Origin of the sequence: Phyllobacterium phragmitis (assembly GCF_002980495.1) — a bacterium.
Classification (GTDB): domain Bacteria; phylum Pseudomonadota; class Alphaproteobacteria; order Rhizobiales; family Rhizobiaceae; genus Paramesorhizobium; species Paramesorhizobium phragmitis.
In genome coordinates this window covers 40,506-66,243 of the sequence record NZ_PVBR01000024.1, presented here as the reverse complement: position 1 = coordinate 66,243, position 25,738 = coordinate 40,506, and the positions used below count along the sequence as shown (strand labels likewise).

The following is a 25,738-nucleotide window of genomic DNA, read 5'->3' as shown; positions in this document are numbered from 1 at the left end:
GCCTGCGCCAGTTGTCCTCTCCTGCTTTGAGTTGCGAGTGACCAAAATGACCTATTTTCATATCTCCATCAGCAAGACAGGGCTGGGAGCGCTACAGTACGGGTTGGCGATTTTTTGCCTATCAGCCATGGATGCGAGCGCAAAGCTGCTCACTTCTTCCTACCCCGTAGGCGAGGTGCTGATCTTCCGCTCACTATTCGGATTTATCCCGCTGATCCTCACATGGCCTGCTTCCTTCCGGGTTGCAAGCAACCCACCGGAAGTCTGGCTTCTGCAGATCCTCCGGGGAGCGCTCGTGATAGGATGCATGCTGACATTTCTTGTTGCAGTGAAGCATATCTCCCTCGTGAGCATCACCGCTATCTCATTGGCAGCGCCTTTCTTCATGACAATATTCGCCGCGCTGTTCCTGCGTGAAGCAGTGGGGATCATCAGATGGGCGGCAATCGTCGCCGGATTCCTGGGCGTTTGCCTCGCAATGAATAATGTGGGGTTTTCTTGGTCGGTCTATAGTGGCGTTGCCCTGCTCTCAGCGGTGCTTTACGCGCTGATTGCCGTGTTGACCAAGCATCTGTCCCGGACGGTACCCGCGGTTGTCACGACGGGATGCAGCAATGTGATGCTGCTGCTATTTTGCATGACTTTATTTTCAGACAGGTGGCTGATCCCATCAGCGCATGACGTGGGCGTGCTGGCAATCATGGGAATCGCGGGAGGTTTGAGCAGCTATCTTTTGGCTGCAGGAACCGCTCATGCGGATGTCTCAGTGATAGCCCCCATCGAGTACACGATATTCGTGTGGGCGAGTTTTTTTGGCTATGTCTTCTTCAACGAGGTGCCAACGACCACAACCATTTCGGGAATTATCATTATCGCGGCAAGTGGCATCATAAATGCTCGGAAGCGGCGCCAAGAGGTTAGGCTCCCCTCTTCCTGACCGCGCAAGCAAGATGATCGGCTTTAGGTGTTTTTAGCGCTGAGAGCGCCGTAGCCAATGTGATTGCGCGTGACGAGGATGAACCACATGCACCTTTTGCACCTCATTTCATTTACTCCCACTTCCATGAAGAAGTGAGAAATCAAGGGCGGCATAACTCGAAAGAATATCGCAATCGGATCAGACAGTCAGACAGAATGTTCTCAGTCCGAAGATTGCGAAGCGAGGCGGATCATCTCGATTTCAAATTGACGCGCCTGCTCGTCGGCGCTGAGTTGGTGGGTATCCAGAATTTGTGGCCACCGAGATACGGCGAAAGGCAGTTTTCCAAGCTCGACGGGCAGGCTGAGCGCGCGAACAATCCGCACCACATTCTCGTATGTAAATCCATTTTTATGGGCGTCCAGAAATGAGCGGAGCGCTACATTTACATGCCCGCGCAATAGATCCAGGTATTCCGAATAGCTCTCGTAGTTCCTCGAATCGATATCGCCACCCGCGCGGCGCATTGCAACTGGGAGGCCATGAAAATCTCTCAAACCCCCTTCAAAAATCTCGCACATGGCGTTCAATCCGGCCAGCTCAACAATCCTGTCAAAAAGAGGAGAGTGAGTACGCTCGTCTGCACGCAAAATATCGAAGGGGAAGGTTACGGGGCCAACTTTTACAAGCCTGCCGTCTTTTTTTTTGTAGAGGACAGGGACATCGATGGCCGCGTCACTGCGGCCTTGCGATGCCTGATGGCTGGCTCCATTAACAAATTTGGGGTCGAATGGGTTGGATAAGCTAAATGCGCCCGATACGCATAATTCCGCAATAGGCTGAATTGCTGGATTGAGGAAATCCCCGGGCATGCCGTAAACGAAATAGACATGCTCATCTCGAGGGACGCCGTCTTCCGATTGAAAAAACGGCTCTATTCCACTGTTGTGAGAACCGATAACAATTCCGACGGTGCACGGAAATTTCGCACCCTGAAAGGACATTATATTTAGAAGCTGTGCCCCCTTCCCTTTCTGCCGCACGTAAAATTCATAGAGCTCGACAGCATTGAACATCGCCAACAATCCACCGGCCGGATTGCGTGCGCCTTCATGTCGCCCGTCTGCAGCGTCTTTGTCATCGAAATCCATTATCTCTTCACGCATCGACACTCCGTTTAAATACGGGCCAGCAAAAGCTGCCAAGCTCGGCATGGAGACCACTGTCCTTCGACTTTCCAAGCGCGATTACCTGCTGGGGGATGCCGTAGGGCGCAACACGCCTCCTGGACCTGACAACCGGCCCTTCGGAAGCAGCCTCGTCGTCAACCGATATCAATTTTCGATCCATTGATCTTTATGCCGCTGGATGACAGCGTGATCTTGCTACCCCCGACAGAAAGGGATATTTCATCTGCAGTTATTTTTATCTCAGAACCACCAACTGAAAGTTCTATACTATCTTTCTTTTGCTTATGCGTGCTACTTCCACATTTCATTTTATATGATATATTAACCGTTTCCTTTTTTGTTTCACATTTCTCTTCTTTATCCTCAGAATAACACTTTACAACCTTACCTTTATTGTGCTCATATGTTGTCGCATAATTATAATTATGTATTTCTCCATATGTATAGTTTTTCGTAACGCCGTCTCTATATGTAAGTTTATCACCTATTTCATACGATGTTTTTGATCCATTGAAGTAATAATATTCATTACCCGTTTTTATGTATTTAAAACATCCAGTTTCCGTAATTGTTTTACAACCCGTAAAGAAAGATACGTTATTCATATTATATAATTCATTCAAAAATCCATTAAAATTTACATTCTCCACTACAAATTTTACTGAATTTAGAATTCCTGACTTAAATGTATTTTCTATTCCTATATATGCGCTATTATCAACACCAGATGTGAAAGTGTTTCTAATCCCAGTCACCAGTGAGTTTTTCACTGCAATGGCGCTCACATCATTCACTAGTGCCTTCGCAGTAAAATTGCTTTCCACTGCATCGTTCTTTTTATCTTCTCCTACCCTTTTTTCTTTATTCGCTTTTAGTTCCTTGAGAGCCTCCGCATTGCTGAAGCCGACAAGAGCCGCTCCATTCCTGATGCCAACAGCGCTGAGGCTGGAGTTGGACCCAGCATTCGAAACGCCGGGGCTGCTCACGTTGGGTGGGGTGTCGATTAAAACCGAGTTAGACATTTTTCCTCCTGACGCGCTAATGCGCGTCTACCTTGGATGCCGCCTGGACGATGCTTCCTCCGCAAGACAGAGCGTCTCCTTGGCGAGCAACCGCCTGACCGCCACATTTGACATGGCCTGATCCCTGAGAGATGGTACAACCACAGCCGGTAGCATCTCCAACCCTTGCAATTTGTTTACCCTCGCAACGGTGTTGGGAGCCACCGATGATCGTGCTTGCACCTCTTTTGCAGATAACGCTGTCACCTACCCGAGCAATTCGCGGCATGATGTTTCTCCTCCTATCTGCGGCTCTTCTTCTTCTCCACGGCGGCGTCCCCGGCATGCTTCAGAAGCTCTTCGAACCCCTGGCGCATTGAGGCATTCCAGCCCTGGGACAGAGATGACAGGCCGCCTAGTTCCGACAGGAGGCGCTCATAGTCGTTCCCGACGATTTCGAAAGAACGATTGTTGACCATCTCCAACTTGTCACGCTGAGCGTGAACAAATATTTCTTCCTGCCCGCTTTCGTCCTCGAAACTCAATTCATTGTATCCCGCGCCCTTGTGGGTGCTCGTGCGAAACACGCTTTTTGTTTTGTTGGCCGGCAGTTCGTAAGGCACGGCATTGTCCGGATTTGGCACCACGCCTGTCACCAATGGCCTGTCGGGATCGCCATCCACGAAGGCAACCATGACTTCCATGCCAACGCGCGGAATGACCTGTCCGCCCCAGCCGCCGCCCGCCCAGTTCTGCGCCACCCGCACCCAACACGTATCGGAGCCGTCTTTCCTTGCCCGCCGATCCCATGGAAACCACAGCTTGATACGACCATGCTGATCGGCATGGATCTCCTCCTCCCCGGGGCCCGCCACGATCGCTACCTGGTTACCACTGATCTTCGGCCGCTTGGTTGCCCTGTGCGGTGTCAGCGATACACGGGAAGGGATCGCCTCGAATGTGTTGCTGTATTCCGGCCCTTCCGAATTCGTCTCATACGAACGGTTGGTAACGAAGTGTCGCGCCGCCACGACCACATGCTCCTCATAGGTCGCGTCGGGATGAGCCACATCATAAGGTGTGAAGCGACGGCCGGCCTCCAGGACCCGTGATGTCGATTCACCAAAAACGCGTTCGTGATCAGCCTCGCTTGCAAGCATTCTGAGCTTTTCCGCCCGCTCTGCCGCCTCCACCGACAGGGCGCGCGCGGGAAACTCATAGAGCTCGCGCTTGGCCGCCTCCGGCAATTTGACCAGCGATGGCATCGACGTGCCGGGTATCATCTTCGGCGTCTCGAAATTCCAGTCCGCCCCCGCACGCTGACCAGGAATATAAGCGTAGTGCCGGCGCCAGGCGGTGATATGATTGCGGTCCGACGAGCCCTGTGCCAACCGCACCCGGCCTTCGTCTTGCGCGAAGGATGAGGGACCCAGCCATGCGCTTGCGCTATCGGCTATATGCAGCTTATGGCTACCTTCAACATGGCTGAACCAGAAAAACAGCCCATCCTCCTCAAAGCGGCGCAGAAGGTAGGTGAGATCGCTCTCATTCCACTGTACAGAGTAGTGTTGCGCCGGCGGCGGCGAGATGACACCTGAAACGTCCGACGCTGGCAGGCCGTGCTCGGAAAGCAGTTCGTGGACGACATCGAGCGCCGACTTATCCATCCAAATCCGGCAATTGGAGCGGCGCGACAGCAGCCATAATTGCGGCCGCATGACGAGCGTGTAGGACCGCAGCCCCCGCGTGACGGGCGGCCCCTCATGCAGTTCGGTGACGAGCCCGTTGAAGGGGCGGCGCACCGCGTCTTCCTCCTCCTCCTCACCCTGCTGTATCTGCAGCGAAAGATCGACGAGCCGGCCAATCAGCTCTTCTGGTTTCAGGTCATCGCGCTTGGCTCGAACCGAGAGCTCGATCTCGAACAGCGATGAGACCGCCTCGCCAATGGCCGCGCGTTCAGCAAGAAGCAGATCCTTGCCCAGCGGGGAAACAACTTTCAATACACGGCTTGCCTGGACAAAATCGGCGGCAGAGGGTTCATCGTTCATGAAAAAATTCCTCTATGTTTGAGGCCCGCCGCCACGGCCCGACGATTTCAGACACGCTGGCCGACAAGGTAAGTATGTTGGAGCTCCATTCGGCCACCGGAAAAGACGACCTTCCGCCTGGAACCATAGAGTTTATCTGCCGTAAGAATTGTGCCGACCTCATCAAGCGTCCGAGCCGTTCCAAGGATTGAGATATTGCGCGAAAGAAAGACGCGACTCGCAGTTGAATCGGCGACGGCGTATGTCACTTCGACGGCAAAGGCCGCGTTGCCGTTGCGCTCCAGCATCTCGATGATCGATGTTTCATTGCTCGTTAGCCAGCTTTTCAGCCAGCAGGAGAGCGAGCCTTCGTTAATGGCTGGGCGCGCGCCGGCCGAGCCGGTGCGCGCTTGGTATTGCAGTAAGTTGCTGGCGTGGGCCGGATATCCGAGCGAATGTCCACACTCCATCTGCCGTGAGGGAGGAAGTTCCCGCGGGCTGGCCGGCCTCACGCGTAGCTGTTGGGTGGAAAGCTTGAAAAAAGACATGACGGCTCCAATCAGAAAATCGCCCCTTACTTCAAGGAACTCCACTGCCGCGATCCCATGCGAAGGCGAAAGGACGCGAAGATATTGCTAAACGGCAGTGCCTTTCCTCTAGCCACTACGATCAGCCAGCCTTTGTGGTGGCCAGATCGTAAGAGGCGATCATCGGTGACTGCGGGGTGTGATTGTCATCATATGGCGTGTACTTCACTTCCATTTTGGTGAAGTTGAGCTTGACCGTTTCGATCGGGCGATCGCCGTTCGAATCCACGGAGTAGCTCGCGATAAGCGTGTTGTTGAGCGTATATTCGATATATGTGGCGCCTGGATTGCCCGTCGTGACCATGTGGATGGTCGCCCTTTTTCCGGTGCGCCCTGAGCAGGCTTCCTGAAACAGTTTGGTCGATGACGAGTCGCTTACCTTGGTAAGCACGACTTCCGAAACCGATGGTTCCGATGCCTCGCGGTTGGCCGCAGAGCCTGCCGAGGTGTTCATGTTGCGCGATACATCCCAATGGATCGCCTCGATATCCATCCACTTGCGATGCTGCTCATGAGTAGCGTCCCCCTGAATTCCATCAATCTGAAGATAAATCGGCATGTACAATTTTCCTCTTCGTGTTTGGCAAGTTACGTCGCATACGTTCTTTGCCTTTTTGATCGCCGCTGCATCCGGTAAGACCATTCGCGTCATCCGTAGCCGCGTTATCCGACGTCCGGCTTTCCGGCTCGACGAATTCCTCTTTGTCAGCCAACTGCGCGGGGATCGCGCTGAAGTGATTGGCGTCGAAGCCGATCTCGACATTGCTGTAAGTTTGCCCTGTGGCCAGCGCATCGAGAAACAATTTGGAAAGGATCGGAAGCAGATCGCGGGCGATCATGCTCTCAATGGCACGTGCGCCTATTTCGCTTGCTTCGGCGCGTGAAACCAATGCATGCCGGGCCTGCGGCGACAGAGCCAACTCGGTTCCGTAACTTATCCGAACCCGGTCGGCGATCCGACCGAGTTGTATATCGACGATTCCCGACAGCGCCCCTTTGTCGAGCGGCATGAATGGCAATATTGTCGTGCGTCCGAGAAAAGCAGGCTTGAAATGCTTCTGGAGTTCGCGCATCAGCAGCCGCTCCAATGTCTCGCCTTCTGGCATGGCGTCGGGATCGGCGGCGAGCCCGGAAAGTAGCTCAGCCCCGCTATTTGCCGTCATCAAAATGGTGGTGTTCTTGAAATCGATGTCGCGGCCTTCGCCATCACGCAGCGTGCCCTTGTCGAAGACCTGATAGAATATTTCCTGCACGCCGGGATGAGCCTTGTCGATCTCATCGAGCAACAGCACGCCATATGGACGCCGGCGGACGGCCTCGGTCAAAACGCCCCCCTCGCCGAAGCCGACATAACCAGGCGGAGAGCCAAGAAGCATCGAAATCTTATGCTCTTCCTTAAACTCCGACATGTTGATGGTGGTGAGATATTGGCCGCCGCCATAGAGCAAATCTGTCAAAGAAAGAGCGGTTTCAGTCTTGCCTGTTCCGGAGGTCCCGACCAGCAGAAAGACGGCAGGCGGGCGACTTGGATCGGATAGGCCAGCCCGCGCCGTTTGCATCGATGCCGCAATCCTCGCGATCGCCGCATCCTGACCAATGATTCTTTCCTTTAGCCGTGCATCAAGCGTCTTTACCGTCTCGACTTGATCGGAAAGCAGCTTGCCGACCGGAATGCCCGTCCAACGCGCCACGAGTGAGGCAACCACATCACGGTCAACCACACGGGGGACCAATGGCTTTTCGCCGGCAAATTCTGAAAGGCTGCGTTCGGCTGCAAGAAGCGCCGTTCGCGCGTTCTCGTTTCGGTCAGCAGGTTGTGTGGAGAAGATCGCCACGATATCGACATCATCGCCGTCTTCACTTGCGCCCGCTGATCCCTCCTTGTTGCTCGCATCGTCCTGATCAGAAGAGAGCAGGGCTTCCAGGCGATCTGCTTCACGAACCAGCCGCATCTCCTCCCCGTAACGCGTCTCAATCACCTCGATCTCCGCCGCGACCTGCGCACGTCGCGCCTCAATCTCCAGTAATCGCGCGCGGTTCTTCATCGTAGCCGGCTCGTTCGCCAACCATTCCGCCTCTGTGCCGAGGAGATCATCTTCGTTGCGCAGCATCTTGAACGCTTCCGGCGGTGCCTGCCTGGCAAGCGCCACGGATGCGGCCGCCGTATCAATGAGACTGATAGCCTTATCGGGAAGCTGTCTTGCAGGAATGTAGCGCGCAGAGAGGCGAACGGCGGCGGCGAGCGCCTCGTCGCGAATCCGCACACCATGATGTGCGGTGAAAGCACTGGCGACGCCACGCAGCATCTGGATCGCCGTCTCCTCGTCCGGCTCCTCCACCTTCACGGTTTGGAAGCGCCGCGTCAAAGCCGCGTCTTTCTCGATAAAACGCTTGTATTCACTCCACGTGGTGGCAGCGACCGTTCGCAATTCTCCGCGGGCAAGAGATGGTTTCAGGATATTGGCGGCATCGTCCTGCCCCTGTTGACCGCCTGCCCCGATGAGTTTGTGGGCCTCGTCAATGAACAAGATTATGGGCTCTGCAGCTTTCTTCACAGCTCCGGCGACGCCGTGCAGCCTGCGCTCGAATTCGCCCTTAACGCCGGCTCCTGCTTGAAGAAGGCTGAGATCCAGTGAGAGAAGCCGCACGTCTTTGAGCATCTGCGGCACATCGCCGGCGGCGATCGCCAGAGCCAACGCTTCGGCTATGGCAGTTTTCCCTACGCCTGCCTCTCCCACCAGAATCGGATTGTTCTGTCGGCGTCGCATCAAGACGTCTATGACCTGGCGCAGCTCACGGTCTCTTCCTATTACGGGATCGATACGGCCGGCACGCGCATCCGCGGTCATGTCCTGCGTGTAAAGACGCAAAAACTCATCATCGCCCGGAGAAGCTCTTGCGCTGTGCGGCTCAGTTTCGATCGCTCCTGTATCTGTGTCCGCCTGCAGCTCGGCCTCGATCGCCTTGACGTTTATATCACGTAGCGATGGAGCTATACCGCGAGCCGCAAGCCTTAATGATTGCTCCGATGAAAGAGCAATCAGCAGGTCGCCGGACTTAATCCGGTCTCGTCCAAATTGCAGGGAGGCGATGAGCCATGCTTCGCGCGCAAGCAACAACATATTCTGCGAAAGTGTGGGGATAGACCCGTCACCGCGAACGAGGTCGTCTACCGCAAGATCAAGTTCACCGCGAAGATTTCCAAGATTGACGCCAGCGTGTGCGAAAATGGGTGAAATTGTTTCAATATCGACAAGCGTCCGCATCCAGTGAGCGATCTCAACTGTCGAGTGAGCATTTCGCACCGCGAGAGAAACGGCAGCCTCGAGGCTCACTTGCAGGGCAGGCTCAAGCGTCCTGACAAGTCGATTGAGATTGATATCCGGCATCCAGAACGCATCCCAAAAGCCTCCGCAACGCATGACGTCCAAAATTCATGGAGGCAAAATAAAAATTTATAATCACTATAGACATATGGATAATACCTCCGAAATAGATTTGGTAGGGATTATTGGTTACATTAACTTACAAAATGATATAGAGTATTACAAATCGTCTCATTTAATATATTTCAATACTGACTGCAATTGACAAAGCAAAACTTTGAAAAGACGGTAGTGTTTTAAAAATTAGTTTTCTAATGGCGAAAGCTGCCTGCACCGTGTCCCTTGAGTTAAACGATATCATCTCTCCTATTGGCGAGGATGCACCATGTGGAGTGGACATCAGAAATGACCCTCAACACAGGGACATATACTATAAGGTCAAGGACGCGCGGAACTTAGCGCGCAGTATTGAACGCAATGTCGCCCCACGCGAGCCTCTGCGGCTCGCCCAAGAATGGCATGATGTGAATGACCTTGGAGTGCAAATCCTCACTTCTATCAGCAAAGACATCGAGGTTCTGGCATGGCTCGCAGAGGCTCAGATCAGAATAAACGGATATGCCGGATTACGCGATGTGTTCTATGCGTCCGAGTCTCTCGTCAAGAGGCATTGGAAGGACATCCATTCAATCTCTGACGGCGCCGTTGAAGACAAAATGGCACCCTTGGCAGGACTCAACGGCGTCAGCGGCGAAGGAACATTGATCCAGGCAATTCGTCTCGCACCGCTCGTGCCAAGTGCAGGCTTTGCGCACCATACGCTTTGGGATTATCAGCTCGCCCAGCGTAGCGGCGAGGAAGAGCGATGGGGGATGCTGCATGACGCTGCGGCCGAAGCCGGTGGCACGGCAATGGCGGCGCATCTTGCATCCCTTACAGAATGCATTGACATATTTGATACGCTTGTCGCGACGCTGGACGCTCTTTGCGGAGAGCTTGCACCGCCCAGTGCCAACACGCGCAACACCCTGCTGGAAGCCGCTGCAGCCATTCGTGCGCTGGCCGGCCTTGACGAAGAAGCGTCACTTTCGCCTCTTCCCCCAATGGAAGGAAACGAGAGCGGCTTGGCGAGCGGGGACGATAGCATATTGCTTCCGCAGAGGACGTCTCATGCAACAGCGATCGGTTCGCGCGAGGAAGCTTTCATGATCCTGCTTTCGGTCGCGCGCTACTTCCGCGGCGCCGAACCCCACTCCCCGCTTTCTCTGGCACTCGAAACACTCGTCCGGCGAGGCCGCATGAATTTTTCCGAGCTTCTGGCCGAGCTGCTTCCTGAACCGCAGGCACGCAAAGCTGTACTCGCAGCAGCAGGGATTCAGCCCCAAGCGGACGACAAGGAGAATTCGGCACATGGCTGATGGCGAGGAAGAGGGTGCGGCCGGAACACGGAGCATTTCGCACGCTGAATGAATATCGATTGTTGAAGACGAGGCGCTGAATACCACGCCGTCCACATGAAGGAGAGCCAATATGGCAAGCGTTCACGATAAGCTGGAAAGGGTCCGCAAACCCCGTGTCCACATAAAATACGAAGTGGAGACAGAAGGCGCGGTCGTGGTGAAGGAACTGCCCTTCGTCGTCGGCGTGCTGGGCGAATTCTCGGGCGATTCTACGCAGCCGCTGAAGCCGTTTGGCGAGCGGAAGTTCGTACAGATCGACCGTGATAATTTCGATGATGTGATGCGCCGTATGACGCCCGGCCTCAATATCTCGGTCGAAAACACTCTGCAAGGCGACGGCACCGAGATGGAGGTGTCGTTGAGATTCGAGAACCTCGAGGATTTCGAGCCTGGTGCAATCGTCAACCAGGTCCCTGCGCTGAAATCATTGCTGGACGCCCGCAATCAGCTTCGCGACCTGATGACGAAGGCTGACCGCTCGGAGAATCTAGAGCATATGCTGGAGCAGATCCTCCAGAACCAGATCGAACTCAACAAGCTCACTCAAGAGCTTGAAGGTGGCAAGAACAGCGATGCCGACGATTGAGCGTTGGATGGGAGAATTGAAACATGACCGCCAAAACCCAGCTTAAGAACGAGGGTGCAGTCGCACTTTCCGCCGATGACAGTCTGCTTTCGAAGGTCGTGGCCGCAACGCGGCAGACCGAACCCGATCGCGCACAGGATCTCCTGCGTGCGTTGACGAGCCAGGCACTGAAAGGCACGGTCGTCTATGATCGAAATCTGACCGTCACTTTGAACAAGGCGATAGCGGAAATCGATCGAACCATTTCGCGCCAGCTCGCGGTCATTATGCAGTCTGCGGAATTCACCAAGCTTGAAGGCGCCTGGCGTGGCTTGCACTATTTGGTGTCCAATTCTGAAACCAGCGCCAATTTGAAAATTCGCGTCCTCAATGCACGTAAGCAGGAACTGTCGAAAGATATGGCGAAGGCTGTCGAATTTGACCAGTCGCGGCTCTTCAAGTCGATTTACGAGGATGAATTCGGCACGCCGGGCGGCGAACCGCTGGGTGCCATTCTTGGTGATTACGAGTTCGACAATTCTTTCGAGGATGTTCAGCTCCTGCAAGGATTGTCGTCCATAGCCGCTGCCTCTTTTGCGCCGTTTATCTCCGCTGCGAGCCCTCGTATGTTCGGTTTCGAGGACTTTCGCGAACTCGCCAAACCACGTGACCTGGAGAAGATCTTTGAGAGCGCCGAATACGCAAAATGGCGTTCGCTGCGCGACAGTGAGGACTCGCGTTTTGTGACGCTTGCGCTGCCGCGTGTGCTTGCACGAATGCCCTATGGTCAAACGACGAATGCCATTGATGAATTCGACTATGATGAAACCGAGGGCTCGAAGAATGGCGAGCTGCCACATGACAGCTATTGCTGGATGAATGCGGCTTATGTGATGGGTGCACGCCTGACCGACGCCTTCGCCAAGAGCGGCTGGTGTACGGCCGTTCGCGGTGCGGAGAATGGAGGTAAGGTTGAAAACCTGCCGATGCACATCTTTGCCAGTGACGATGGCGACCTCGATCTGAAATGTCCAACCGAGATTGGCATCACCGACCGCCGCGACGCTGAGCTTGGCAAACTAGGTTTTTTGCCGCTGTGCCACTACAAGAACACGGATTACGCCGTCTTCTTCGGCGCACAAACGACACACAAGCCTAAAATCTACGACAAGCCGGAAGCAACCGCCAATGCGGCGGTTTCCGCGCGCCTGCCATATATGATGGCCACCTCCCGCTTCGCCCACTATCTCAAAGTTATGGGCCGCGACAAAATCGGCTCCTTCATGGAAGCCGAGGATTGTGAAGCTTGGCTCAATCGATGGATATCGAACTATGTGAATGCCAATGAAGATGCCGGTGAGGAGGCACGCGCCAAATATCCTCTGCGCGATGCCCGCGTCACGGTGCATGAGGTGCCTGGCAAGCCCGGATCCTACAATGCTGTTGCCTGGATGCGACCCTGGCTTCAGATGGAGGAGCTGACGACCTCGCTGCGGATGGTTGCACGCATTCCCTCGAAGAACTGAGAGCAGCCCTCTCACAGGCAGTTGCCGGAGGGGCATTTTTTGAGGGCCATGCCATGTCGACCAATTCCAGCACAAAGTGGCGGCGGCGCGCTGATCAACTGATCGCGTTGATCGACGACGCAATTAACCGCCAGGTAAACATCATTCTGCACCATCCCGACTTCCAGGCCCTGGAGGCCGGGTGGCGTGGGCTCGCAATGCTCGTGCACGTGGCAGTGCGCAGCCCTGATGTCAAAATCAAGTTTCTTAGTACGAGCTGGACTGAGCTTGCCCGCAGTATGCAGCGGGCATCGGAGTTTGATCAAAGCCATCTTTTTGAGCTTGTTTACAATCGTGAGTTCGGCATGCCCGGCGGCGAACCCTTTGGCTTGCTCGTGGGAAACTATCAGCTATCGCCCGATGGGCCAGGCGACGCAATCGACACCCTTGGCGATATCGGCACGGTCGCGGCTTCCGCTTTCTGTCCCTTCGTTGCGGGCGCTTCGCCACGCGTGCTTGGGCTGGAGAGCTTCCATGAGATGAATCGTGTTATCGATCTGTCTCGTCTGACAGATAGCCTGCAACACATTCGCTGGAACGCACTCAGGACACGCGAAGACTCGCGGTTCATTGGGCTGGTGGCGCCACGCGTCCTGATGCGCGCGCCTCACGAGCCCTATGCCCGTTACCGCAATGACGGGTTTCCTTTCCGCGAAACCATTGGACCCGATGGCAGCACCCTTCTATGGGGCAATGGCGCGTTCGCTTTTGCCACCATCGTTATCCGCAACTTTATCGAATCTGGTTGGTTCGCAGATATCCGCGGCGTCACGCAAGATGTCGTCGACGGCGGTCTTCTCAGCCCGGACGAACTGCCGTCCTACGATTTCGGCACGGAGGGCAGCGGCCTTTCGGCGCAACCGCCTGTGGAAGTGCGGCTGACGGACGCACTGGAACAACAATTCTGCGATCTTGGCCTTATTCCCGTCGCTAGCGCCTATCTTTCAGCGTCAGCCATATTCAACTCCAATCAATCACTGCACGCGCCGCAGCATTATACAAACGAGAATGCCCGCCAGAACGCGCGGCTTGCCGCTATGCTGCAATACGTATTGTGTGCTTCGCGCTTCTCGCACTATCTCAAAGTTATCATGCGCGACGAGATCGGCCAGCTTTCCGACGCAGGCGCGATCCAGCACAAGCTCGCAGAATGGCTGTCGGGCTATACTCTCGGCAATGACGATGCTGATTTGTCGCTGCGCACGCGCTACCCATTGCGCTCCGCCAGCATCGACGTGGAAGAGATATCGGGCAAACCAGGCACATTCTCCTGCACCCTCAAGCTTCAGCCTCACTTCCAGCTCGACGACCTTTCGGCAAGCTTCCACCTCATTGCCGAGACCGCGGTCGTGCAGCGACGGTCGGACCGTGCGGCCTCCACATCCTTGGGGGTGCCTGCATGACGCTTTCCAAAGAGATCGCAGGTCTTTTGGCCGAAGATGCTCTGACCGTGGCGATTGAAAAGGTGCGGGAGCGCGTGAAGGTCGATCCCTCATACAAACCGGCGCGGCATCTCTATATCGACCTGCTCATCCTATCCGGTGACTACGAGAAAGCGGATGCCCAGTGTAATCTGGCGACAACCTTCGCGCCCGAGGACACGGTGGGCTTTGCACATCTTCGCAACCAGCTTCGTGCCATGGCCGCCCGGCGAGCATGGTTCGAGGCGGGCGCGATGCCGGCCTTCCCCCTGGGACCGACTGAACGCGACAGGGCAGCGTTGGCTGCTGCCCTGGCAGACCGCGCCGGTGAGCGCAAGCTGGTCAAGGCAGCGCTCGCCGTGCTGGAGGATGGACGCGGCGAGCGCCCCATGCGCTGGAATGACAAATTGATTTCCGATTTCCGCGATCTCGATGACCGGATACCACATGCTCTCGAAGCTTTGACGATCGGCGGAGCCTATCTCTGGGTGGACTTTTCCAGGATCGCGGCTGTCATAGTCGAGCCGATCGTGCACCCGCGAGATCTCGCTTTTCGCCGTGCCCAGCTTTCGCTGATTGGCGGCGCGACTGCACCGGTGCTGCTGCCGGCAATTTATCAGGGGACTGGCGATGATCCGAAACTCCTTCTGGGCCGCGAAACTAAATGGGTGAAAGAGACAAGTGGCATCACCACAGGTCGCGGCCAGCGGTGTTTCCTCGCCGGCGATGAACTCGTGTCGCTGCATGACGCAACCTCAATCGGCAGCGCCGTCTTGCATAAGCAGCAAAGGACCAGGAATGGTAAGCCCGCTTAATCAATACAGGCCGCAATCGCGCGTTCTGGCGCGGTCGGTCCTCGACCGGCTGCTCGATGCCAGCCCGGATATCAAGCAGGATCCCCCCATCAGCCTCCTTGATCAGCTGCGCGAGATGCGTGAGGCGATCCGCCGGGATCTCGAGGCGCTGCTGAACACACGTCGCTGCCCTATAACGCCGCCCTCTGAATTGACAGAACTGAAGAATGCACTGGCCTGTTATGGTGTGGACGGCATTGTCTCAGTCAACCTTGTGACCGACGAAGCCAAGCTGGTGCTGGCACGCGCCCTCGAACGGACCATCACACGCTTCGAAACGCGGCTTTCGGATGTCCGGGTGACGATCCTGAGAAACGGAGCGGGCAGCCGACGCACGCTGCGCATCCGGATAGAGGCGATGTTCCGGCCGCATGATGGGATGCCTCCCATCAGCTTCGAAACCATGATCGACCCCTCCACTCAGCACTTTCTTGTGGAGGCGCCTCGTGGCTGAAAGTTTTTTCCATCGCTATAATGAGGAGCTCTCGACAATACGGCGTCGCGCTGCAGGCTTTGCCGAGGCCTTTCCGAAAATTGCAGGCCGGCTGCGCATGACAGGCGAAGTGGCCGATGACCCGCATGTGGAACGCCTTATTCAGAGCTTTGCCTATTCGGCCGCGCGCATCCGCCATAAGCTCGACGACGAGTTTCCCGAGCTAACCAACGGGTTGCTGGAAACACTCTATCCGCATTACCTCGCGCCAATCCCGTCAATGAGCATGGTGCGCCTCATCCCCGGCAAGACGCTCGCAAGCGTTCAGGCGGTGCCGCGCCACACCGAGATACTTGCAGAACCGGTGGCTGGCGAGGCTTGCCGCTTCCGCACGACCCAGGATGTGGAGATTGCGCCCATACAGATATCGTCGGCCTCGCTTTCCGGACAACCAATCGGCGCACCTCCATCGCCTTTTTCGGGGGCGGCGGGATGCCTGCGGATCTCACTCATGCCGCATGACGAGAAAAAGCCGCTCTCGCAGATCGGGTTGAAGCGATTGCGCCTACATCTCGCATCACAGTGGCGCCAGGCAAGCGCGCTGTACGAACTTCTAGCCAATCATACGATGGGTATTGCGCTCGCGCATCATGCCGACGACGAGACGCCAATATTCCTGCCGCGCGAAAATCTACGCCCTGTTGGGTTCGACCAGACAGAATCGATGCTGCCCTACCCGCCGTCCAGTTTTATTGGCTATCGGCTGTTGACCGAATTCTTCGCGCTGCCGCAAAAATTTCTGTTTCTCGATATCAACGGGCTTGAATGCTGGCGCGACGACACGCTCGATATCTTCATCTATCTCGACGAAACGGACAGAAAACTGGAGCGCGCCGTCAGTGCAGGCGATCTCGTGCTCCACGCCACCCCTGTCATTAATCTCTTCCGTCAGTCTTGCGAGCCGACCCTGCTGGACGGCACACGTACCGAATACCGCCTGCTGCCGGATTCACGCAGGCAAAAGACGCGTGAGATCTATTCGGTGGAACGCGTGTTGCTGACAAACCGCAATGGCGAAGAGGAGATTTGTTGTCCTTTCTTCGGCCGCTCGCTGCATGGCGGGGCGACAACGACCTATTGGCAAATCCAGCGCCGCTTCGAGGCGGACCAAGGCACATCCGATATCGATATTACATTTGTCGATGCGGCACATCACGCAGTGAGGCGATTAGACGCCGTCGCGAGCGTGGACGCGCTGTGCCTCAATAGAGACCTGCCAGAAAAACTGCCTTTTGGCGGCGGCCATCCCAACCTCCAGATCGCCTCCGGACACGACGCCGTTGCTAGCATCGAGCCGCTGATCCCACCAACGCCATCGGTGCGCATGAACGATCACGAGGGTCGTAACTGGCGGCTCATGTCGCACCTCATGCTCAACCATCTTTCTCTTTTCGATAATGAAGGCGCGGCATTGAAGGATATCCTATCGCTCTATGCCTTCCGTGACGCGCCAGAGACGCAGCAACTCGTGAATGCGATCGTTCGCGTGGAGGCTCGCGCCTCCACGGCGCGGCTTGGCGAAGGCGGCATGGTACCGGGAACCGAGATCCTTCTGGAGTTCGATCCCGCCGCCATCGATCGTGCATCCGCCTATCTTTTCGGAAGCGTCCTCGACCGTTTCTTCGGTCTTTATACTTCCGTGAATAGCTTCACCCGGTTGATCGTGGCGCTGAAAGGTCGATCAAAGCCCGTTGCGACATGGCCTGCTCGCGCCGCCGAGCACCCTCTTTTGTAGAGGCATGGAGGAGGCATGATAAAGCTGACGATCGAACAAAAACGAAGAAGCAAGGAGCTCGCCAGTCACCTCGAAAAGGATCCTGGCCGTTTCGAGCCGACGACGGCATTTCGCGTAGCTCAAGCGTCCTGCGACGCGCTGCAGGTCAGTTCACATATTGGTATCTCTCCGGCACCGCTGCCGCTTGACGGCTTTCGACGCGGCGAAGGCGGCAAAGCCATGCTCAGGAGTGCGTTCCCCAATCTGCTGGGACCTCTCGGCGCCCTCCCGCCCAGCTATAACGAGCTGGCCATCCGCGAGGAACGCAACCGCTCTCGTGGTCTTACTGCTTTCCTCGACCTTTTTGGAGCGCGTTTAACTGAGCTATTCGTTGATGCCTGCGAAAAATACCGAATCGCGCGCCTTTTACGATGGGGCCACGGAAGTCCGCGTAATGGCTTTCTTACAGCCTTGTTCTCGCTCACCGGCTTCGGTACGGCGCGCGTGCGCGAAACCAGCGGTGTGGACGAAGCGCTGATCCTTCGCTTCAGCGGCTTCTTCGCAGCGCGAACCCGCAATGCTTCCAATCTGACTGCAATGCTACGCGAATTCACCGGGCTGCCGGTGAAGATCGAATTGTTTCGCGGCAGATGGCTGACCGTGCCGCTAAAAGAGCAAAGCAATATGGGGAGACATTCGGGTACGAGTCTCGGCGTCAACGCCATGGCAGGCGCGGCAATCCGTGATTTCAGCGGCGGCTTTCGCGTCGTGATCGGGCCACTCGATTATGCAGACTATTCGGCTTTCGCCCCGGGAAACAAGGCCGCAAACGACCTTTTTGCGGTGACGAGGTTGTTCGTCGGCCCAAGCCTCGATTTCGATGTCCAGATCGTCTTGAAGAAAGAGCAGATCCCATTTTGCCAGCTTGGCAGACCAGGCGATGCAACGCGTCTGGGATGGAATAGCTGGGCACGTATAGCGCGCCCCGCACGCGATAGTGGCGACGCCATCATAAGACAGAGCGCGGCCGTGTCGTCGCTTGCGTCATGAGATAACCATGGCTTTGCGGCTCGAACTCAAGCACGCCAAAGGTCCACTGGAACGTGGAATCTCGCTAAGCTGGTATTTTGAGCGGGGCCGGCGGACACTTGGCCGATCGGCAGAGTGCGACTGGCAAATTCCCGATCCGCAATGCATGATCTCGAAGCTGCATTGCCTGATAGAGGCCGACCGTGACGGCTTCGTGCTGCACGACAAGAGCTCGAATGGCTCGGTGGTCGACGGCGTGCTGGTGCTGGAGGGCTGTTCCGCTCGGCTGTCCCATGGCTCGATCATAGAATTCGGCGGCTTCGCCTTTTCGGTTTCCCTTACCGGCCAAAAGGATATGGAGTTTGCCGATCCGGATGCCGGTCTCGTTCTCGGTGATGAGAACCTGACGGTTTCTTCCATCCTCGCCGATATAGCGCCAAACAGCCCAAGATCACATGGTCTTCGTGGGCACGACGAAACGTTGACGGAACGTGTCTCCGCTAAAGACCCAGCGCGGCGGGGCAGCGGAAGCATGTCGTTGTCTCGCAATGTGGAGATCGGCTGGAGCGGCCCTCCCGAAACAGCGCGGAAGGCCGCTCTGCCGGAGGACTGGAATAAAGGATCTGATTACGGCAATCAGCTTGAGCATGCGCCAGCAACGCGAGCTTCTGTCACCTTCGCCCGCAATATGAAGACGGACCAGGCAGAATCCGAAATCGAATATGAGGCGCAGCCTATCGAGCCGGAGGTGCTTGCTTCGGGGGATATTCAACCGAACGCGCCATCAATGGCCGACGCGACCGCAACTACGAGCCTCTTGCAGCGTCTGGACATACTCGCCGAGCGTTGCGAGGAGGCGTGCTGCGATCTATTCGCCGCCTTTGATCTCGACGTCCAAGCTGTCGCCCCGACATCCGACCTGCTCGAGCTGCCGCGCGAAGAGGCACTTCCAGCACGTTTCGAGGCCGTGCTTTCCATGCAACTCGCACTGGGGACCGCAATTGGCAGCCTGCTTGATGAAATGAGCCGTGTGATGGAGCCACGCATCTTGGAGGCTCGGGTCGATACGGAATCGAGAAGGCTTCCCTGGCGCAGCGACCGCGCCTATTGGCAGGCCTTCAAGGCACATTTTGAAAAAGACGGAGAGCGGCTGTCGCTGCGCGATCTATTTCGCGAGACGATGATGCGCTCGCTGCGCGGCGATGCCGAGGACAATACCCGTCAGGAACTCACTCCTGGCGACGATATAGAAGTGAGCCTCGATAAATGAGACATGAAAACCGGGTCGCGTGGAACGAAGGCATGTTCCTGCGTGTACAACATTTCCAGCAATCGGATCGCTGGACCGAAAGGCTGGTACGCACGGCTATGCGTGAGCTTTCCCCCTATCCTTGGGGGATCGCAGAGATCGGCATCGACCGTGGTGCATTGGCGACGGGCCAGTTTGCCCTTTCCAATTTGCGCGGCATTCTGCCTGACGGCACCATCTTTGAAGCACCGATCGATACGGACCTGCCCCCGCCGTTCGAGCTCGATGAATCGGTCCGCAACGCGATCATCTATCTCGCATTGCCCTCACGGCGACCGGGAAAGGCCGACGTCACCATGAATGGGCGCGCGAACACCACCGGGGTCCGTATCATCGCCTCACCATATGAAGCACCCGACGCCAATGTCGAAACCGACTTCATGGCCACGATCGATGTCGGCCGGGTGAACCTATGTTTTCTCAAAAGCGGCGACGAGCTTGCCGGCTACGAGCTGCTTGGACTTGCCCGAGTGATCGAGGTTCGTTCGGACAAGGCCGTGATCCTCGATTCCGCCTATATCGCCCCTTCGCTAAATTGCGCTGCCGGACCACGACTTCATGAGCTCGTTACGGAACTGCTGGGCATCGTTCGCCACCGCGCAGAAGCGATCGCCGAACGCATCGGCGATCCCACCGTCCGCGGAACAGCTGAGGTCGGCGATTATCTTCTGCTCCAGATCCTCAATCGCGCCGACCCCATGCTGCGGCATATTTCCGCCAATGCGACCCGCCTCCATCCCCTCGTCTTCTATGAGTTTTGCGTTCAGCTTGCCGGCGAGCTCTCCACCTTCACGGCGGCCTCCAAGCGTGCCACGGATTTTCCGCCATATCGTCATGACGACCTGAAAGATACATTCGAGAGCGTCTTCGACGATCTGCGGACCTCGCTGTCGGCGGTCTTGGAGCAGGCGGCAGTGGCAATCGAGCTGGTCGAACGGCGTCACGGCGTGCGAGTAGGTACGATCAACGATCGCACTTTGCTCAAGGATGCCGGCTTCGTGCTCGCTGTGCGCGCCGAGATGCCGACAGAGGATATCAGACGCAACCTGCCTGCGCAGATCAAGATCGGACCAGTGGAGCGCATAGCCGAACTCGTCAATGTAGCGCTGCCAGGCATTCCCATAAGACCGCTCCCGGTTCTGCCGCGCCAGCTTCCATACCGCTCGGGCACCGTCTACTTCGATCTCGATACCAAGAATCCGTTGTGGAAACAGCTCGACACGTCGGGCGCGATAGCCCTCCACCTCGCCGGCGAATACCCCAACATTGAAATGGAACTTTGGGCTTTGAGAGAATGAGCAAGAAGCCGTCTATCCCCTGGCAGGATCTGCCCACCATCGTCGAGCTTACCGAAGAGGGTGCACGCAAGCAGCAGGACGCAGGCAAGCTGGCGGAAATGTTGAACAATGTGCTGGAGCACACGCCAGACACAACACAGTCTGCAACGGGCGGGGACGCATCAAACGCAGGCTGGTCCGTCGAGACGCTGGTGCGCGACTTCCGTTTCGGCGGAGAGGAAGTGCCAACCATCGTCGCGTCGGCTGCGCCGCTGCTTAACCTCGCCCACGCACTGCGCCAAAGCAACGATCAGCCCAACATTGACGAATTGCGGCGCGTCACGATCGAAGAAATTGGCCGCTACGAGCGTGATCTCGCAAGCGCTCGCATTAGTCCGGACCGGGCGCGCGCAGCACACTATATCGTCTGCGCCACCATCGACGATGTCATCTTGAGCAAACCGTGGGGCGTACGCGCAGGCTGGGCGCGATCCGGTCTCGTCTCAACCTTTCACATGGACGTGACGGGCGGCGACCGTGTCTTCGACCTACTCGACCATTTCCATCAGAGTCCCGCGGCAAGCAAGGATCTGCTGCTGCTGATTTATCTCTGCATCTCGCTGGCTTTCGAAGGGCGAACGCGGGTTTCACCTCGCGGGCCACTGCAGCTTGGCCGTATCCGCGACAGCCTCTACAAAACCTTGCTCGGTCAGTATGGCATCTTCGAACGTGAGTTGTCCCCGCACTGGCGCGGTATCTCGATGCGCTACAAACCGCTTCGCACAGCCACCGCGCTGTGGACGCTGCTTTCGATACTGACGCTGGTCTTCGCACTTGGCTATCTCTTCTTTACGCTTTCGCTGAACCGGGTTTCAGACGACGTGTTCGAGCGGCTCGCCAACTTGCCGCCACGCGAGATGCCGAGCGTGGCTCTCTTGCCGCACGCCGAGCCTCGGCCTCCGGTGACGCAACCTTCACCTCCAGCCAGCAAGCAGCCCCCACCACCGCCAAAGCCCGAGCCACTCAACCACCTCCAAAACCTGCTTGCCTTCCTCCAGCCGGAAGTGGAGCGCGGTACCGTGTCGCTCGCGGATGCTGATGGCAGGCTTCTCGTCAGGATCAAAAATGCTGGGCTCTTCGATATCGGCAGCGCCAAAGTCGGCCCCGAATTCTCCGATCTGCTGAAGCGCATCGGGGCAGCGCTTGCCGCCGAAAAATTCCGCGCCGTCGTTATCGGCTATACCGATAATGTGCCGATCAGAACAGCACAGTTCCCATCCAACTGGCATCTTTCGGAGGCACGCGCGAAGGCTGTCGGCGACATACTTGCCGAATTCACAGGACCACAGGCGATCCTGACCGAAGGACGCGCAGATTCCAATCCATTGACCAGCAACGATACCGTCGAAGGACGCGAGATCAACAGGCGTACCGAGATTCTGGTGCTGACCGATCCAGCCGAGAACCTTGGAGCGGCAGGCATCGCACCACTCCAAGGTTCTCGGCCTATAGCCGGAGAGGCGGAGGACACGCGATGAACCCGCTCAACTACTTCTATACAGTTCGCTCCTACGTGGACTCCTATGCGGGTCTCGTTGGCAGGCGCTTCCTGTCGCTCGTCTGGCTGGCGGCGTTGTGCATCGTCATCTGGTTCTATGGCTATCTGCTGGGCTATGGTGACTTCAAGCCGCTGGAAAGCGTGCGGATCCGATTGCTGATCATCGCGCTGCTGCTTGTCGGCTGGATCATTTATATGGTCATCTCGGCCATTCGCGCCCGCCGGCGCGATCAAGCCCTCGTCGACGAAATAACAAATGACGCGGCTGCCGATGCCGCGGCCAGCCAGAAGACCGAAGTTGCCGAAATACGAAATCGCCTTCGGGGGGCATTGGCACTGCTTCGCCGCATCACCGGCAAGCGCTTTGGATATGTCTATGAATTGCCATGGTACCTCATCTTCGGCGCTCCGGGATCAGGAAAGACGACTGCGCTGACCCATTCCGGCCTCAAATTTCCGCTGGGCGACGCACTCGGCACCAATGTTGTCCGGGGTGTCGGAGGTACCCGCAACTGCAACTGGTGGTTCACAGATGAGGCCATCCTGATTGATACGGCCGGTCGTTATACCACGCAGGATGATTTGAACGGCGCATCCAAGGCGGGCTGGGAAGGGTTTCTCAAGCTTCTGCGGAAGTACCGCCGCTCACAGCCAGTCAACGGCGTTCTTGTCACAGTCTCGATCGGCGACTTGCTGACACGCGACCTAGCCGCACGGCGGGAGGAGTTGCGCGCCATCAGGCAACGGCTTTCCGAGCTTGACGAATATCTTCAGGCGCGCGTGCCGGTTTATCTCTTGCTCACCAAGGCCGATCTTCTCATAGGCTTCGTGGAATTTTTCGATGGCTTCAACAAGTCGGACAGAGAACAGGTCTGGGGCACGACGTTCAGTCTGGAAGAGAGCCATAAAGCCACTGAGCTGCCTGAGCGCTTCCTCGCGGAATTTACTTTGCTTCAGGAGCGTGTGGGCGCCATGCTTCTTGAGAGGCTTCAGCAGGAACCTGATATCGAAGCCAGGGGGCGCATGTTCCGTTTCCCCGCCGAATTAGCGTCCTTGAAAGAGAAGCTGCAAGAGGTCCTGACGACGCTGTGTTCCGGTTCGAACCTGGTCGAGGCTCCTTTGCTGCGCGGCGTCTATTTCGTATCAGGAACCCAGGCAGATGAAAACGCTCCGGCGCAAGCTGGGGTATCACGGGCGCAGCGCAGTTATTTTCTGTCAAAGCTTTTCACTCAGGTCATCTTCGGTGAAGCATCGCTCGTGGCATCTGACCAGCGGCTTTCCCGCCGCCAGCTCTTCCTCCGTCGTGGGGTATATAGCTTGGCCGCCGTGCTTCTGGTGACGGTGCTGGCAAGTTGGACGGCAACCTATTTCCAGAACACCGGCGCATTGGCGCAGGCCAAGGAACGTATCGACGCCTATGAGGAACTTGTACAGGGCATAGCTGTGCGCGATGTGTCCGACGCGGATTTCCTCCGTATTCTGCCGACATTGGACAATCTGCGCGCGATCACCACCGGCTTCAAGCGAGAAAGGGTGTGGCCCCTCAGCTTCGGGCTTGATCAGGAGGGAAAGATTGAAAGTCGCCATCGTCAAGCCTACCAGAGGGCGCTCAACGCACTGCTTTTGCCTCGCATGCTGGTCGAATTGCAAAATAGGCTCGCTGATAGCACGGACGTTAGAGAGACCTTTGATGCGCTTAAGCTCTATGGAATGCTGGGCGGTCTGGGTTCGGTCGATCCCCACTTCGTCTCGCTTCAAGCCAAGAATATATTCGCCCGCCTTTATCCGGGTGAAGGCCGCAAAGCTGTACGGGCAGCGCTGATCGCACATGCTCAGGCATTGGCAACCGGCCCCATCGCACCGATCAATCTTGACAATCAGCTGATCACGAAAGCCCGGGAGGTCATACGCGATCAGAGTGTGGCGGGCCGCGCCTATGATATCCTGAAAGGCTATGGAGAAATGCGCGCGCTCCAATCCTGGATACCCGCCGACGCACTCGGCGCGCTCGGCGAGCAGGTGTTCGAACGTGCCTCGGGAGCCTCGCTCCAGGAAGGCATAACCGGATTCTTTACCGCCAGCGGCTACCGTTCCGTCGTTCTGCCTCAGATCGCAAATGCAGCACGGGAGGCGTTGAACGAGCAGTGGGTCCGCGGGGAGGCCAGTTCGGCGGGGACGATCGATGCGGTTTCAAAAGCCGCACTTCAGCTTTATTTCGACAATTTCGAGCAGCAATGGTCGCGGTTACTAGGAGATATCCGTGTTCACCCATCGCACTCACTGGCTGATGCGGCCGAGACCACGCGCATCCTGGCCAGCAATCCGAGTCCGATCGAGGCGATAGCAATAACAATCGCTTCAGCAACAGATCTGAGACCGCTCGATATCGCCAGCACGGAAAATGACGCAGCGGCATCCTTGCTTGATGGTGTGCTAGTCCCGCCCGACCCTTACGAAGGGCTGCGTAAGGCGCTTGAAGTGCCCTCAACAAATGGCGAAGATCAGGAGGGTGAGAGTTCGCGCGCCCCGCTTTCTGCTTTGCAACTCGCAATCAAGGCGGTCTCCAGCCAGCTTTCACGCGCGGCCACGTCGACCGCCGAGGTCGCGCAAATCTTTGATGTGGACAGCCAGCTCACCAACGCCAATCAAGATCTGCTTCAGGAGGCGCGGCGCATGCCCGCCCCTGTCGATACTTGGGTGGCGGGTATTGCAGCTGATATCGGCTCACTTGCGGTCAAGACGGCACGTAGCCGGGTAGATACGCTGTGGGAATCCGACGGGGTGCTATGCTCAAGCATTGTGACGGGCCGCTATCCTTTCGTCCGTTCATCCTTACATGACGTCGCGATGCATGATTTTGTCCGGCTGTTTGGGCCAAATGGCATTTTTCATACCTTTTTTCAGGAACGGTTAAAGGCCTTCGTCGATACCTCCACCTCACCGTGGACATGGCGTGGAACATTCGGTGCACCGGGAATGCCCAGCAAAGCCCTCGCCCAATTCGAGAATGCCGACAAGATCCGCCGCGCGTTCTTTCAATCCAACAGCGAAAGCCCGAATATCTCCATCAATATCAAACCACTTTCGCTGTCGGATTCGGCGGGAGCAGTGATGCTGGAGATCGAAGGTGAGCGTGTCGTCTATTTCCACGGCCCAGTGCAGTCCAAGACCATTTCCTGGCCTTCCAGCCAGGCGATCAATCTCTCGCGCATTGCGTTCCAGCCGGGCGGCTGGAAGCAAGCCATAACGGAGACGGGCGATTGGTCTGCCTTTCGGCTTTTTGACAGAGCCGAGATCACCAATGAGAGCGACGACCTTTTCCACGCGCGCTTTAAAAGCAGCGGCCACACGGCAGATTTCGAGGTTCAATTCGGCTCGGTGCTCACGCCGTTTCGCCTCAAGGCGCTCTCGGATTTCAGCTGTCCTTCACAGTTCTGACGAGG

General features: G+C 56.7%; 19 protein-coding genes and 1 pseudogene. 13 read left to right on the top strand and 7 right to left on the bottom strand.

The window, feature by feature from the left end; translation table 11 throughout:
• Window positions 1-46 precede the first annotated feature (46 nt).
• Entirely contained in the window at window positions 47-937 is an 891-nt protein-coding gene (locus C5748_RS23250) for a DMT family transporter (protein WP_105744809.1), read from the top strand.
• Window positions 938-1,140: 203 nt separating this feature from the next.
• Here C5748_RS23250 and C5748_RS23245 read toward each other — a convergent pair whose 3' ends face one another.
• From C5748_RS23245 to tssH, 7 genes and pseudogenes are all read right to left on the bottom strand, one after another.
• A complete protein-coding gene (locus C5748_RS23245; RefSeq protein WP_105744807.1) occupies window positions 1,141-2,133 on the bottom strand; it encodes a hypothetical protein in 993 nt (330 codons plus the stop codon).
• A gap of 110 nt (window positions 2,134-2,243) precedes the next feature.
• The gene (locus tag C5748_RS28035; protein WP_146119604.1) at window positions 2,244-3,131 is read right to left on the bottom strand and encodes a hypothetical protein; all 888 of its coding nucleotides are present in this window, start codon (window positions 3,129-3,131) and stop codon (window positions 2,244-2,246) included.
• 16 nt (window positions 3,132-3,147) lie between these two features.
• Window positions 3,148-3,399 (bottom strand): PAAR domain-containing protein, encoded by a 252-nt coding sequence (locus C5748_RS29570; RefSeq protein ID WP_158259917.1) that lies wholly within the window; start codon window positions 3,397-3,399, stop codon window positions 3,148-3,150.
• 178 nt (window positions 3,400-3,577) lie between these two features.
• Window positions 3,578-5,158, bottom strand: a pseudogene (gene tssI, locus C5748_RS23235) (type VI secretion system tip protein TssI/VgrG); the annotation flags it as partial.
• 47 nt (window positions 5,159-5,205) lie between these two features.
• A complete protein-coding gene (locus tag C5748_RS23230) occupies window positions 5,206-5,685 on the bottom strand; it encodes a hypothetical protein (RefSeq protein ID WP_146119603.1) in 480 nt (159 codons plus the stop codon).
• A 121-nt stretch (window positions 5,686-5,806) separates the two neighbouring features.
• On the bottom strand, window positions 5,807-6,283 hold the full coding sequence (locus C5748_RS23225; protein ID WP_105744799.1) for an Hcp family type VI secretion system effector: 477 nt from the start codon (window positions 6,281-6,283) through the stop codon (window positions 5,807-5,809).
• The gene (gene tssH / locus C5748_RS23220; RefSeq protein WP_105744822.1) at window positions 6,261-9,113 is read right to left on the bottom strand and encodes a type VI secretion system ATPase TssH; all 2,853 of its coding nucleotides are present in this window, start codon (window positions 9,111-9,113) and stop codon (window positions 6,261-6,263) included. The genes C5748_RS23225 and tssH overlap by 23 nt, the downstream gene beginning before the upstream one ends.
• A gap of 251 nt (window positions 9,114-9,364) precedes the next feature.
• Between tssH and tssA the strand changes: the two genes are divergently transcribed.
• The 12 genes from tssA (at window position 9,365) to tssM (ending at window position 25,733) form a co-directional block, all read left to right on the top strand.
• Window positions 9,365-10,468, top strand: a complete 1,104-nt coding sequence (tssA, locus tag C5748_RS23215; RefSeq protein ID WP_105744796.1) for a type VI secretion system protein TssA — start codon at window positions 9,365-9,367, stop codon at window positions 10,466-10,468.
• Between the two features lie 112 nt (window positions 10,469-10,580).
• Window positions 10,581-11,096, top strand: coding sequence for a type VI secretion system contractile sheath small subunit (tssB, locus tag C5748_RS23210; RefSeq protein ID WP_105744794.1), 516 nt, complete (start codon window positions 10,581-10,583; stop codon window positions 11,094-11,096).
• Window positions 11,097-11,119: 23 nt separating this feature from the next.
• Complete coding sequence (tssC, locus tag C5748_RS23205; protein ID WP_105744792.1) at window positions 11,120-12,601, top strand: type VI secretion system contractile sheath large subunit; 1,482 nt, start codon at window positions 11,120-11,122, stop codon at window positions 12,599-12,601.
• Window positions 12,602-12,654: 53 nt separating this feature from the next.
• Complete coding sequence (gene tssC / locus C5748_RS23200) at window positions 12,655-14,043, top strand: type VI secretion system contractile sheath large subunit (RefSeq protein WP_105744790.1); 1,389 nt, start codon at window positions 12,655-12,657, stop codon at window positions 14,041-14,043.
• Window positions 14,040-14,876: a type VI secretion system accessory protein TagJ gene (locus C5748_RS23195; RefSeq protein ID WP_105744788.1), complete on the top strand. Its 837-nt coding sequence runs from the start codon at window positions 14,040-14,042 to the stop codon at window positions 14,874-14,876. The genes tssC (C5748_RS23200) and C5748_RS23195 overlap by 4 nt, the downstream gene beginning before the upstream one ends.
• Window positions 14,860-15,369: a type VI secretion system baseplate subunit TssE gene (gene tssE, locus C5748_RS23190; protein WP_105744786.1), complete on the top strand. Its 510-nt coding sequence runs from the start codon at window positions 14,860-14,862 to the stop codon at window positions 15,367-15,369. The genes C5748_RS23195 and tssE overlap by 17 nt, the downstream gene beginning before the upstream one ends.
• On the top strand, window positions 15,362-17,143 hold the full coding sequence (gene tssF, locus C5748_RS23185) for a type VI secretion system baseplate subunit TssF (RefSeq protein ID WP_105744783.1): 1,782 nt from the start codon (window positions 15,362-15,364) through the stop codon (window positions 17,141-17,143). The genes tssE and tssF overlap by 8 nt, the downstream gene beginning before the upstream one ends.
• A gap of 15 nt (window positions 17,144-17,158) precedes the next feature.
• The gene (gene tssG / locus C5748_RS23180; protein WP_105744781.1) at window positions 17,159-18,172 is read left to right on the top strand and encodes a type VI secretion system baseplate subunit TssG; all 1,014 of its coding nucleotides are present in this window, start codon (window positions 17,159-17,161) and stop codon (window positions 18,170-18,172) included.
• 7 nt (window positions 18,173-18,179) lie between these two features.
• A complete protein-coding gene (locus C5748_RS23175) occupies window positions 18,180-19,421 on the top strand; it encodes an FHA domain-containing protein (protein ID WP_105744779.1) in 1,242 nt (413 codons plus the stop codon).
• Window positions 19,418-20,758 (top strand): type VI secretion system baseplate subunit TssK, encoded by a 1,341-nt coding sequence (gene tssK / locus C5748_RS23170; RefSeq protein ID WP_105744777.1) that lies wholly within the window; start codon window positions 19,418-19,420, stop codon window positions 20,756-20,758. Before C5748_RS23175 ends, tssK begins: the two co-directional genes overlap by 4 nt.
• Window positions 20,755-22,275: a type VI secretion system protein TssL, long form gene (gene tssL, locus C5748_RS23165; protein WP_105744775.1), complete on the top strand. Its 1,521-nt coding sequence runs from the start codon at window positions 20,755-20,757 to the stop codon at window positions 22,273-22,275. The genes tssK and tssL overlap by 4 nt, the downstream gene beginning before the upstream one ends.
• Complete coding sequence (tssM, locus tag C5748_RS23160; RefSeq protein WP_105744773.1) at window positions 22,272-25,733, top strand: type VI secretion system membrane subunit TssM; 3,462 nt, start codon at window positions 22,272-22,274, stop codon at window positions 25,731-25,733. The genes tssL and tssM overlap by 4 nt, the downstream gene beginning before the upstream one ends.
• The last annotated feature ends 5 nt before the right edge of the window (window positions 25,734-25,738 follow it).